General features: G+C 61.4%; 8 protein-coding genes and 1 tRNA gene. 2 read left to right on the top strand and 7 right to left on the bottom strand.

Annotated features, from left to right (window positions below):
* Nucleotides 1-69 precede the first annotated feature (69 nt).
* Nucleotides 70-1,311, bottom strand: coding sequence for an ABC transporter substrate-binding protein (locus V8Z65_RS07075; protein ID WP_338723442.1), 1,242 nt, complete (start codon nucleotides 1,309-1,311; stop codon nucleotides 70-72).
* 225 nt (nucleotides 1,312-1,536) lie between these two features.
* Here V8Z65_RS07075 and V8Z65_RS07070 point away from each other — a divergent pair, with 225 nt between their 5' ends.
* Together V8Z65_RS07070 and V8Z65_RS07065 are read left to right on the top strand one after the other, a co-directional pair.
* Nucleotides 1,537-2,574 (top strand): LacI family DNA-binding transcriptional regulator, encoded by a 1,038-nt coding sequence (locus V8Z65_RS07070; RefSeq protein WP_338723441.1) that lies wholly within the window; start codon nucleotides 1,537-1,539, stop codon nucleotides 2,572-2,574.
* Nucleotides 2,575-2,641: 67 nt separating this feature from the next.
* Nucleotides 2,642-2,718, top strand: a tRNA-Arg gene (locus V8Z65_RS07065).
* A 72-nt stretch (nucleotides 2,719-2,790) separates the two neighbouring features.
* On the opposite strand, the gene V8Z65_RS07060 is transcribed toward V8Z65_RS07065, so the two are convergent.
* The 6 genes from V8Z65_RS07060 to V8Z65_RS07035 all read right to left on the bottom strand — a co-directional run bounded on the left by V8Z65_RS07060 (nucleotide 2,791) and on the right by V8Z65_RS07035 (nucleotide 12,871).
* On the bottom strand, nucleotides 2,791-3,897 hold the full coding sequence (locus V8Z65_RS07060; RefSeq protein WP_338723440.1) for a CehA/McbA family metallohydrolase: 1,107 nt from the start codon (nucleotides 3,895-3,897) through the stop codon (nucleotides 2,791-2,793).
* Complete coding sequence (locus V8Z65_RS07055; protein ID WP_338723438.1) at nucleotides 3,894-7,004, bottom strand: glycoside hydrolase family 38 C-terminal domain-containing protein; 3,111 nt, start codon at nucleotides 7,002-7,004, stop codon at nucleotides 3,894-3,896. The genes V8Z65_RS07060 and V8Z65_RS07055 overlap by 4 nt, the downstream gene beginning before the upstream one ends.
* A 130-nt stretch (nucleotides 7,005-7,134) precedes the next feature.
* Nucleotides 7,135-9,588, bottom strand: coding sequence for a hypothetical protein (locus tag V8Z65_RS07050; protein WP_338723437.1), 2,454 nt, complete (start codon nucleotides 9,586-9,588; stop codon nucleotides 7,135-7,137).
* Nucleotides 9,589-9,659: 71 nt separating this feature from the next.
* A complete protein-coding gene (locus V8Z65_RS07045; RefSeq protein ID WP_338723436.1) occupies nucleotides 9,660-10,709 on the bottom strand; it encodes an ABC transporter ATP-binding protein in 1,050 nt (349 codons plus the stop codon).
* Nucleotides 10,702-11,721, bottom strand: a complete 1,020-nt coding sequence (locus tag V8Z65_RS07040; protein ID WP_338723435.1) for an ABC transporter ATP-binding protein — start codon at nucleotides 11,719-11,721, stop codon at nucleotides 10,702-10,704. The genes V8Z65_RS07045 and V8Z65_RS07040 overlap by 8 nt, the downstream gene beginning before the upstream one ends.
* A 19-nt stretch (nucleotides 11,722-11,740) precedes the next feature.
* Nucleotides 11,741-12,871: an ABC transporter permease gene (locus tag V8Z65_RS07035; RefSeq protein WP_338723433.1), complete on the bottom strand. Its 1,131-nt coding sequence runs from the start codon at nucleotides 12,869-12,871 to the stop codon at nucleotides 11,741-11,743.
* Between the last annotated feature and the right edge of the window lies 1 nt (nucleotide 12,872).

The raw sequence follows: 12,872 nt of genomic DNA, 5'->3' as shown, positions 1-12,872 counted from the left end.
CCTTGTCGATCAAGGTCGACCACCGCGTCTCAAGGACGGGGCCGGAGCCCCGTCCCATCTCGGTGACGATTAGTCAGCAGACTCGATGATCGAGGCATAGCGCTCGATATAGTCGTCAACGGTGATGCTGTCGTCGTCAAGGAACTCGGTGTTGAGATCCTGGAGCTGCTGCTGGGTATCGCTGGAGAGCGCGAAGTCGCCCGAGGGCAGCAGGCCGTTCTCGAGCATGCCGATAGCTTTCTGCATGCAGGGGTTGGCGGCGGACAGATCGATATCGGTGCGGATGGGCATGGAGCCCTTGACCAGGTTGAAGTTCAACTGGCCTTCCGGCGAGATCAGGATCTTGGCCAGGTCGGCCTGGGCCTGGATCACTGCCGGGTCCGTGCCTTCGGGCAGAACGGGGAAGTAGAACGAGTCACCACCGCCGGTCAGCTGATCGCCAAGGCCGAGCGCGGGCAGACATTCGTAGTCTTCGCCCGCAACGCCACCAGCAACCTGCAGGTCGCCGGCGAGCCAGTCGCCGTGGATATTGCCAGCAACTTCGCCAGCCAGGATCTGATTACCCACGTCGCCGAAGGACGGAACCATCATCTCAGGCGAGATCACCGAACGAAGATTGTCCAGAGCTTCTGCGACCTTGCGGAATTCCGGACCACGAACGGCGTCGGCGCTCTTGTCGCGGTTGATGGCGAGGACGAGATCCGAACCACCCAGACCGGACATCAGCACGCCCGGAACGCCCGAGAAGGGCCAGCCGGTGGCGAGACCGAAGGGCAGGATGCCAGCTTCTTGGAGAGCCGGCCAAGAGGCCACATACTCGTCCCAGTTGGTCGGCACGGGCTGACCGATCTCTTCATAGGCCTTGGTGGAAAGCCACAGCCAGTCCCACGAGTGGATGTTGATCGGCAGGCAGTAGATGCCGCCCTCATACATGCAGGGCTCGAGCAGGGTCTTGTCGACGTAGAAGTCGAGACCGCCCATTTCTTCGACGATCGGGGTCAGATCGCGCATCAGGCCAGCCTGGATAAGCTCTTCAGCGTCACGGCCGGTATTCATCTGCGTGGCGCCCATCGGATCACCGCCGATGATACGGCTGATGATAACAGGGTTCGCACCGGTGCCCGAACCAGCCAGGGCGCTATCGACCCAGTTGTTGCCGGTCTTCTCTTCGAAAAGCTTGGCAAACTCGGCAATAGCCGCGGCTTCACCAGCCGAAGTCCACCAGTGGGTCACTTCGAGATCCACGGCGTAAGCGGACGTGGAGCCAAGGAAAGCGGTTGCCATTGCGGCAACCACTGCAAACTTCTTCATAGGTTGTCCTCCCAACGAACACGAGGAGCTAAGCGCTCCAGCGATGCACCAATCGCATGGCTGCCTTTCTAATCGAGCAACCCACAATTGTGTGTAATCGATTGCAACAGCCCACTGAAACAGGTTGTGCAATCGATTTCAAGAGTTTCATACAAGCCTTGCGCCGATGTCAAGTTCGATTTAGACCGTTTGCATTACTGACAGCGGGAGGGGGCGCTGCCAGAGGTGACAGAGACAAGAAAAACGCCGACAATTCAGGATGTTGCGCGTTTTGCGAATGTATCAACAGCGACGGTGAGCCGTGCCCTGTCGAGCCCTGACAGGGTCAGCGAGAGTACCCGTGCGCGTGTTTCCGAGGCCGTTCGTGTAACCGGTTACACTTTGAACCAGGCGGCCCGGTCGCTGCGGCAGCGCTCGGCCATGACGATACTGGTTGCCCTGCCCGATATCCGCAATTCCTTCTTCTCTTCGATCCTGGACGCCATCGAGAGGGAGGCGACCAATCGCGGCTATGGCGTGCTGGTCGCCAATCTGTTTCTGGCCCGGTCGCCCGCCCAGAGGCTGCAGGACTACATGCTCTCCAATCGTGCAGATGGGCTGCTATTGCTGGACGGGTCGCTGGAGCCGGCGACGCTGCAGGCCCTGGTGCGGGCGCCGAACTCGGTGCCAATGGTTGTGGCCTGCGAAGAGATCCCCAATTCTGGTTTCCACACGGTCATAACCGACAATATGGTAGCGGCCGAACGAGCCACGCAGCACTTGATCGACCTAGGTCATCGGCGGATCGCCCATCTGCTGGGTCCTGAACGCAATACCGTGGCCCGCGACCGCCTTGCCGGATATACAACCGCACTCAGTCGCGCCGGCATTACCCTGCGGCAGGAATGGCTATTTCGCGGCAATTTCCAGATGGAAAGCGGGCTGGCCGCGGCGGCCCATTTCATGTCTTTGACCGAGCGGCCCACTGCCGTTTTCGCCGCCAATGACGAATCGGCCATTGGTTTTCTCTCAGGCCTGCACCAGCATGGAATCAAGTGTCCGCGGGATATTTCGATCGTCGGTTTCGACGATCTGGGCGTGGCGGCGCACTACGCGCCGCCGTTGACCACCATGCGCCAGCCCCGCGAGCTCCTAGGACGCATGTCCGCCGAAATGCTGATCGACATTCTCGAAGGCACCGACCACCAACGCGGACCAATGCGCGTGGTGCTTAATTCGGAGCTGGTGGTACGCGAAAGCACAGCGCATCTAGCCATGCGGTAGGCCATCTGGCAGCTTTCGCATCAAGGCTATGGCCTTGGGAGAAAAATGCGTTAAACAGACGCCGTTCGGTCCCGTAGCTCAGCTGGATAGAGCAGCAGCCTTCTAAGCTGTTGGTCGCAGGTTCGAATCCTGCCGGGATCGCCACCCTTCCCATTCGTCTAGCGGCGCTGGACGCATTTGTGGCTGCCTCGAGCGCGGTCGCGTCACCACGAGCTGCTAGAAGGCGGGATCGTAGTTGAAATAGAGCGGGTTGGAGAGTGCGATCATATTCTGGCTCTGGGCCATGGAATTGGGCACTTCCGGATAAGGTGCCTGCGGTCCTTCGATCTCCACCCGATAGTAGCTGCGCTCGCCCAATCCAGGCGTGTCGGTAAACTGCACCGAGCGCGTTCCGGCGTCGGTGATGAAGCTACCGAACTCGCCGCGATTCTTGATGACTCGCACTGCATAATTGGCGCCGGGAATACCGCCGCCAACAAGCCGCACCTCGAACGTCACAGGGCGGCCGGTGGGCAGCGCATTGTCGCCCATCATCATATCCATCAGCCCGTCTCCATCGAGATCAGCATAGAGCTCAACCCGTGGGTTATACGGGTTGGAGCTGACCGAGGCGCGCCCCTGTTCGAGGGCTTCGAGGATGGCAGGCTTGCTGCGTTCGCGCGCAAAAATCCAGGTTGTCGGTGTACCCACATAATTGGCTGTGGCCTCCACGGTCTGCGGCACGATCTGGTCTGGCCGGTCGGGCACACCGTGGTGGGCATCACTGCCGCCACGGGCGCCGAGCATACGGCCCGAGAGCAGCATGTCGTCCCAGATGCGGACGCCGGGCACGTTTTTGGGCCAGACGCAGCCATTCCAGATTTCGACCGAGTCCGCCAAGTCGAAGGAATAGCCATAGTGGTTTTTGGTGCTGGGGTGATTGGCCGAGAAATGCACGGCCAAATCCTGCTTGAGCCGAAGCAGGTTCCAGTCTCTATCATCCCGCGCGTCAAAAACACGCTGATGGTCGTAAGGCTCGGACGAGAGGATATTGATATGGCCGCGCGGCGCCGTCAGCTCCGCCCCATAGAACAGCAAAATGTTGTCCGAGCGGAATTCGGGATCAGCCCATGTGTGCTGCGCAACCGCGCCCATGACATGGACGTCGTGGTCGGTGATGGCGAGGTAATCGAAGTCCATCCGCTCGGCAAAGCCAATGATCTTGCTCAAGGGATTGTTGCTCGAATCGGTGCTGTGGCGCGAATGCAGGTGCCAATCGCCCTTGAGCCAGACACCTTCCCGCGCCGCCAATGGCGGCAATGCTGCCGGAATGCCTGGTATCATGACGCAGCTCCGATATGCAGTTTAAGGGTGAGAATCTGGAAGGGGGACAGCGACAGGCTCGCCTTTCCGCCTTCAATGGGCAGGTTTTGTGGGGAGCGCTCGAGCAGGTTGACGATCTCGACCCGGTTCGTGCCGGGTGGCAGGCGCAGCTCGGCCGTGGTGTGGCGGCCATGCGTCTCCCAGACGCGGGCGATCAAGGCGTCGCCACTTTCGCTCTGTTTGACCGCCTCCAGGGTCACGCCCTGCCCCTCCAATTGCAGCAGTGAACCATGTTCGACCGGCGGCGCGCCCTGCCCCGCGATGAGACGAAGCGGCAGATTGAAGGCCTCGGCGCGGGCGGGAATATCGCTGGCGAACAGACCGTGATGCACCGTGATGGCGTAGCGGAAATTGTGCTCGCCCTGGTCGGCCTCGGGCCATGGATAGACCGGCGATTTCAACAGGGTCAGCCGCACGGTGCAGCCGCGGACGTCGTAGCCATATTTGCAGTCGTTGAAGAAAGCGACGCCAAAATCGGGTTCGGACACGTCGACCCAGCGGTGCATGACGGTTTCGAAACGCGCCTGGTCCCAAGAGGTATTGGTGTGGCTGGGCCGGCGCACATGGCCGAACTGGATCTCGGCCGTGCTCTCCTGCGCCAAGACATTGAGCGGAAATGCAGCTTTCACCAGCGTGTCGTGTTCATGCCAGTCGATGTGGCAATCGATATCGAGCCGATCGCTATCGGCCTCGAGCGCGATGACCTGCACTATGCGGGACTGCTCATAGGCCCATTCAAATCGCAGCGCTGCGCGGTGCGGACCGGTTTCGACCACTTCGGCGCTGACCAGCTGATCGATCTCCCAGACCTGGTCCTCGAAGCTCTTGTCGATATCCCACGCGTCATACTCGACCGGCATGTCGCGATAGGCCTGCAAACGGTTTGCCGGACGGCCAGCGGCAATGGCCTCGCGGCCAAGCCGCTTGTCGAACAGCGATACCAGCCGGCCCTGCGCATCAAAACGGGCCCGGATAAGCGCGTTTTCAAGGCCGCGATCGGTAACAATGAGCGAACCCGTGTCTGACATTGCCGCGGCCGGCACCATCTGGACATTGGTGATGGCCGTTGCCGGCAGATCGGGCGCGATTATCGCCTGGCGCTGGCGCCCGTCAGCGCGGTGAACGGTTTGGCTGGTTTGGGTCTGACCAGCAATGGTGAGGCTTTGCGGACCGTCGGCATCGAATTCCAGTAAGCCGCCACGCGGACGCCCGAGAGCGTTGAGCAGACCGAAACCGCCCTTGGCGGCGAGCTGTCCGGTCAGGTCAGCCCGCAGCGCCTCGGCCGACTCAAAGAAGCGCGCATAGTCGCGGTCACTGTCGTCGAAAACGCCGCCAATGGAGGTGCCAGGTAGAATATCGTGGAACTGGTTGAGCAGCACGATGCGCCACAGGTCATGCAATTCGGCCGCCGGATAGTCTCGCCCCAGATATTGCCGGGCCAGCACGGCCAGCATTTCGAGCTCACGCAAAGTCTGTTCGGCAAGGCGATTGTTACGCTTGTTCTTGGCAACCGAGGTCAGGGTGCCGCGGTGATATTCGAGGTAAAGTTCGCCGACCCAGGTGGGATAATCGTCTGGCCGGTCGGCCATGCGCGCCAGCAGCCGGTCGAAATAGGGCCGCATGTGCTCGTGCCGGACGGCGGGGCAGCCGGGAATGCCCTTTTCCATGCGGCGAATATTTTCAAGCATTGCCCTGGTAGGTCCGCCACCGCCATCGCCGTGGCCATAGACCATGAAGAGTTCCTTGTTGAGCGCCTGCTGGGCATGGCGTTTCCAGGTTCCCATCACGAAGGTGGGCTTAATATTGGCGTTGTAGGTCGTGCCAAAACCGGTAGAGGTATAGGGCTGAGTGGTCATGAAATAGGCGGCCACTGTGCTGCCATCGATCCCTTGCCAGTGGAAGGTTTCGTTGGGCATGCGATTGGTATCGTTCCAGCTCAGCTTGTGCGTGACGAAGACGTCGACGTCAGCCAGTTTCATCATTTGCGGCAGGGCAGCGGAATAGCCAAAAGTATCGGGCAACCAGAAGACCTTGGGCGTTACCCCGAATGTCTGCTCGTGATAGGCGACGCCATGCAGAATGTGCCGGGCGAAGGACTCGCCGCTGGTGATATTCGCATCCGGTTCAAGCCAGAGCGCGCCCTCGATTTCAAAGCTGCCGTCCTCAACCCGAGCCCGCAGCCGCTCGAACACCTCAGGATAGTCCTGCGCCAGGTAGTCGAGCAGTACGCCCTGATTATACATGAAGCGGTAGTCGGGATATTGCTCCATCAGCGCCAATGCGGTCGACATGGAGCGCGCCATTTTCTGGCGGGTCTCGCGGACACGCCAGAGCCAGGCCACATCGATATGTGTGTGTCCGGTGACGGTAATGACCGGCTTTTCCTCGAAATCCTGTGCGGCATAGATCTGTTCGGCGATGGCTTCGGCCTGCCTGAGGGAGGCAGCGAAGCGATCCGGATTGCCGGGGCGGAAATCGATGACGGCCAGCGCCTCGTCGACCCGATTTAGGATGAAATGACGGCGCGCATCGTCGTCTGCGAGCAGGCGGGCAACGTCGAGCGGCACGGAGAGGTCGTAGAAGACCTTTTCAACCAGCGGGTCGTGCAGCATCAACGTCATCGACATGCCGTATTGGCGGCGATCCTCAATCGTACCGGCCTCAAGCAGAATATCGTAGGTGTCGCCTGCCCCGGCAGCGGAGCTCAGCAAGAGTTCCTGGTGGTTGCCGTCTACCCCCTGAGCGATCTTGCCATTGACCCGCACAAGGCATTGCGGGTCGGAGCGGCCGCGCGTATTGCCGAATTGTGCATTGACCTTGAGGAAGACCGGCTTGCCCGCCGCTGCCTGGGGAATTGAGGCACGGGTCGCGAACCAGAAATAGCTCTCGGGCTCACCCCAGACCAGGCTCGGCTCCACTGCCTCCCAATTGCGCGGGTCCTGCGCGACGATTTCCGCCCTTTGCTCGGGCAGTCCACGCCGGAAACGCAAGGGCAGGGTCGCGTCGAGCGGCGTGAATATGTGCTGCTGTAGCCGCGAAAGGAGATGATCGAGCTTCTTGATACGCATGTCGGTTGGTTCCGCCTCTCGAGTATTTCGGTGCTTTGCGGAAATACTCTAACTCGTTGTTTTGTCGCGTTTTCGATCCTCGATTCAAAGCCCAAGGAGCAAAACCGTTGCCACCTTTTCTGCAAACGCTCTAGCCGGCAATGATGGTGACCACCGGCGAGACACCTGCCGACGGCTCCGCTTGCGGGACGTCGCCGACCATAAGCCCTTTGTGCCAGTCAAGGCTGAGCTGTGATGGCCCGGCCCCCTCGAAGACCAGCGCATCGCCGCCACTGAAATACAATCGGGACTGCGCCAGTCCGGCGGCGAAATCGGACAGGGGCGCTCCCCGCGCGACAATGACAGCCCAACCTTGCTGAGCGCCATGGCATCGGTATTCGACGCCAGCCGCCGGCCCCTGCTCTACCGCCTCAAGCGGCCCGGTCGCCTTGTAGGCCACCAGCCCGTCCCCGGCTTCAAGGATAAGCGTGTCACCAGAAAGATGGTGTGTCAGGCCCGCATGGGCCGCATAGATATGGGTGAAACCAAGGCGAGCGTCCGGTCCCAGCCGGTATTGCAGCAGTGCGACGTTTTCGTGCTGCCCGACGCGTGGAAGCTTGCCGTTGCCAGCCCAATAGGACGGGCGCTGCTGGCCCCAGGGATCGTCTTCGCCGGGATGATTGATCCAGGAGCGCGCCATGGGGTGGCTGGCAAAGCGCAGGTCCAGCACATGTTGCTGGTGGCCATAGCCGCCGGCCTTGGTGAGACTGTTGGTAGACAGCTGGACGGCTCGGGTCTTGTACAGGCTCAGGCTGGCGGCGGGACCATATCCCTGATGGTAGCGAGCGGTCAGGGCCTGCCCTGAGGGCGGCTCGACATAGGCCGCCAATCCCCTCGGCGGCTCGTAACTGCCCGCTGCGAAGAGCGGCAGCGATGCGACCCCGGTATTGAGCCAACCGCGACCAAAGGCGACTGCGGCAAAGGGCGCCAGCTCGGTCAACGGTCCTGCCCGCAACTCCTTGTCATAGGCCCGCCCCATGGAGCCGGCGGGCACGCCTTCGAGCGTATGCAAGGCAACCATGGTGAAGATGCGGTCACAGATGGCGCGGGCCCTGGCGGCCAGATCGGTCGGGGCCAACTCGGCCAGGGTCAAAAGACCGATGAAATCCACCGGATAATAGGCCGCCGAATTCCATTCGGCCAAGCCGTCCTCTTCCACCGCGTCGAACCAGAGCGCCAGCCTTTGGCTGGCAAGAGCGGCCTGCTCGCTTCCCTTGCGTCCCGACGCGGAAAAGACCGCGTCGGGAAAGCTCTGCCCGGCCAGCAATTGGGCAACGTGAAAACAAAGCGCGTGATTTTCGCTCCAGAACCACATGGCATCATTGCCCGGTTCGTCCACCCAATAGCGGAAATTGAGGAAAGCCTGGCGGATGCGGTCGGCCAGGTCGCTCGGCAGTGCGTCGCGATAGCGTATCCAGACCCAAAGCAGTGGCACGGCGACAAAATCGGCACAATCGCGCCGCTCATTCATGGTCAGCAGCGTGTCCTCAATGACCAGGGCCACCCTAGGGTCACTGTGACGCCCGGTTTCCAAGAGCGCGATCGCCAAGCCCATGCGATTTTCGCCATGGGCAGCGGCATGCTCCAGCGCTAGCCGCTTGCGCGCCGCCAGGTCGTCGCCCAAATGCCGCGGAACCAGATCGTGCAGAATAGCGCAGCCGATGTCGCGCTCGACCGTGCTGCCGCCAGCGGAAAAGGTCAGACGCAGATCGTGATAGCCTTGCGGCAATTGGTGGCCTGGGCACAGTTCGAGTTCGGTCGCGCCGGCGGGCAATTCGTACTCGGCATCGAGCAATATCGCCTTGGTATGCGATGTCGATGAGACCACCACCCTGACTTGCACCGGTATGGCGACGGGTGTGTCAAAAAGCAATGTCAGCGTCTCATCGCCAGTCACCACGTCGCCGCGCGTGCGGGCCTGCGTGGACAGTCCACGCAGTGCTTCGACCTGATCGCCCAGGCTAGCACCGGAGAGGTAGACATCGAGCGCAACGTCATCGAGCAGCGCCAGCTCGAAAAACCAGTTGGTGTCACGCTCGGCCATGTCCTCGGTCAGAACGATGATTTCGCTGCCGGACGCCTTGATGGGCAGGTGTACGACGCTGCGCTGATCGGCATTGCGGGTGAAGGGTTCGAAACGCCCGGCCAATTGACCGTCGACCCAGATATGCACACCACCACGCGTCCAAAGATCGAAGGAACAATAACGGTCCACGGGGCTGGTGACGCGGGCGCGGCACCACCGCGCAAGCCGGGTCGGGCGATGGCGGAACTGGCTGAACTCCACACGCCGGTTATTGCCCGGGAGGTAAAGCTGCTCGACGGCCCAGTCCGTGCGCAAAGTGACCGTGCGACTGGCGACATCTTTCCAGGTTGCGACGCGGCAGGGCAAGTCGCCGACATCAACGAAACCGTTGACATATTTATAGTTCTGCGGGTCGCTTGCGGGAGCAGGTTCGCCAGGGAAATAGGTCGCCTCGACGGCTGAAAGCTCCCAGGCGGTGAGGCTGTCGCCACGGGCAAGGGTTAGCAAAGGGCTGGGCATGAAACAGGCCTTGTGAAGACTTCAAACGGCGCGGGCGGCCGGGGTGCCGCCGTCGCCGAGGGAGATAACGTTCAAGCGGTGACGCCGGCCAAAGACAATTCCTCGGCGAAATGGCAGCGCACCTGCCGGCCATCGGCCACCCGCCGAAGGTCCGGCACGTCGGTGCCGCAAATGGGCTGGGCATAGGGACAGCGGGGATGAAAGCTGCATCCTTTGGGCGGATTGGCCGCATTGGCGATCTCGCCCTTGAGCGGCACGTGCTTGCGCGCCCGATTGCCCCGCGGGTCCGGCTGGGGCACAGCGGCCATCAGTGCCTCGGTGTAGGGATGCAGCGGTTTGGCGAAGAGCTGATCGGTGGGCGCAGTCTCCATCAATCGGCCCAGATACATGACGCCCACGCGATCGGATATGTGCTCTACCATGCCCAAGTCGTGGGTGATGAAAAGATAGGTCAGGCCGAACTTTTCCTGCAGATCCTGCATCAGGTTGATGTTCTGCGCCGCCACGGAAACGTCCAGGGCCGACACGGCCTCGTCGGCGGCGATAAAGCTCGGGTTGAGCGCCAGGGCCCGCGCGATGCCGATGCGCTGCCGCTGACCGCCCGAAAAGGCATGGGGGTAGCGATTGACATATTCGGGCCTGAGCCCCACGACCTGCAGGAGCTCGGCAACGCGGTCACGAATTTCGGCCTGAGTGCCAGCGCCGTGAATAAGCATGGGCTCTCCGACCAGCTCGAGCAGCGTCATGCGCGGATTGAGCGACGAATAGGGATCCTGAAAGATCATCTGCATTTCGCGGCGCATGGACCGCATCTGCCGATCAGTCAGCCCGGACAGATCGACCACCGAGCCGTCGGACTGACGAAACAGGATCTGCCCTTCGGTCAATGGATAGGCGCGCAGCATCAACCGCGCGACTGTCGATTTGCCCGAACCCGATTCACCCACCAGGCCGAATGTCTCGCCCTTGCGGATATCAAGCGACACATCGTCGATGGCCTTGATGTCACCGACCTTGCGGCGCAGCCAGCCGGCATGAATGGGAAAATACTTCTTGAGATTGCGTACTGAAATCAGCACGTCGTCCGGCATGGCGTCGGCGTGAATGGTGGCCTCAGGCATGAACGGGCTCCTTGGCGAACTGGTCCGCAATGTGGCAACGGGACATCTGGCCGTTGAAGCGCTTCTCCGGCGGCTCCTGCACATCGCATAGCCCAGCTATGGCGTGGCTGCACCGGGGATTGAATTCGCAGCCGGGCGGCACGCTGAACGGATCGGGCACCATGCCCGGAATGGTGGGCAACCGCCGCCCCTGATCGACGCCAAGGCGCGGGATGGAGCGCAGCAGTGCCTGGGTATAGGGGTGCTTCGGCGCATAGAAAATGTCATCGACACTGGCCGTTTCGACGATATGGCCCAGATACATGACCGATACGCGATCGGCGATGTCCGCCACGACCCCGAAATTATGGGTGATGAAGATGATCGCCATGCCAAGCTCGGACTGCAATTGCTTGAGCAGGTCCAGGATCTGCGCCTCGGTGGTCACATCCAGGGCGGTGGTGGGCTCGTCGGCGATCAACAGGCTCGGGTCGCACGAAATGGCCAGTGCAATCATTGCGCGCTGCCGCATGCCGCCAGAGAGCTGATGTGGATAGGCATCGACCAATTCGGCGGGGCGCGGCAATTGCACCTTGGCGAGCAGATCAATGGCCCGCTCCCGCGCGGCGGCGCGGCTCAGCCCCTTATGCAATTGCACGGTCCGCATGATCTGCGTACCAATCGTGTGGACCGGAGAGAGAGCCGTCATCGGCTCCTGAAAGATCATGCCGATGTGATTGCCACGCACCTGCCGGATAGCCCGGCTATTGCGCGATAGGCTGGAGAGCTCGAATTCCTCGCCGCTGCGCGGACGGAAGCGGATATGACCGCCCGCATCGATGGCGCGCTTTGGCAAGAGCCGCATGATCGAGCGGGCTGTGATTGATTTGCCCGATCCGCTCTCGCCCACAATGCCGAGCACCTCGCCCTTGTTGACATGGTAGGACACGCCATTGACGGCCTTAACCAGGCCTTCGCGCATGGGGAAGTGTACCTGCACATTGTCCAGTTCGAGCAGGCGCTCGGGGGGCATGGGGGAATGGTTCATATTACTATTGCCCATAAGGGTCGGCGGCGTCGCGGAGACCATCGCCAAGGAAGTTGAATGCGAGCACGGTGAGCACCACCGCAATGCCAGGCGAAAGGAGCCATGGTGCCAGCGAAATCGAGCGCAGGTTTTGCGCGTCCTGCAGCAGCACGCCCCAGCTCACCACGGGTGGGCGCAGGCCCAGACCCAGAAAGCTCAGCGCGGTCTCGCCCAGGATCATTTCCGGCACCGCCAGGGTCAGCGCCGCGATGATGTAGGAAGTCATCGAGGGCAGCATGTGTTTGGTGATGATGCGGTATTCCGAAGCGCCCGCCAGTCTGGCGGCCAGCACATAGTCTTCATTGCGCAATGCCAGAAACTGGCCGCGGACGACGCGGGCCAGATAGGTCCAGCCGATAAGCGCAAGGATGAAGGTGATCAGCACATAGACCACGATCGGATCCCACACGATCGGTAGCGCGGCAGCCAGGCCCATCCACAATGGAATGGTGGGTATGGAGCGGATCAGCTCCATCAGACGCTGAATGGACCCGTCGATCCAGCCACCGAAATAGCCAGAGACGGATCCCAGCGTCAGACCCAGGACGAAGGCGAAAGCCACGCCGACGAGGCCGGCCGACAGGGAGACGCGGGCTCCGTGGATGAGCCTTGAAAACACGTCACGACCCAGATCGTCGGTACCGAGCAAGTTGATCTGGTCCCGGCGTCCGCCCTCGACGTCGAACAGATGGATATCGGTCTCAAACAGCCCGAAAAAGCTGTAGCTGTCCCCCGCGGTGAACAAGCGGATCGGCAGGATATTTTCGGTGTCGGGCTGATAGGTGACGCGGGTGGTCTCCGGGTCGCGGGTGCGCTCCAACGCGTAGACGAATGGCCCGACGAACCGCCCTTCATGAAACAGGTGGATGGCCGTGGGTGGCGCCGAAGTCCGCAGACGCTCGATCTTGAACGGATCATAGGGGGCGACAAATTCGGCAAACAGGGCGGACAGACCCAGGAGCACCAGGAACCAGAGCGAAATCACCGCCAGGGTATGTTTGGTGAAACGTCGCCATATCAATTGCCAGGGCTTGGCGCTGTAGAGCTCCTCCTTCCTGGTATTGACCGGTTCTGCCGCTAACGCTTGCTCTGTCATG

This window comes from Devosia sp. XK-2, assembly GCF_037113415.1.
GTDB lineage: Bacteria > Pseudomonadota > Alphaproteobacteria > Rhizobiales > Devosiaceae > Devosia.
Note: the sequence above shows the minus strand (reverse complement) of the source record. Positions and strands in the feature narration are given on the sequence as shown.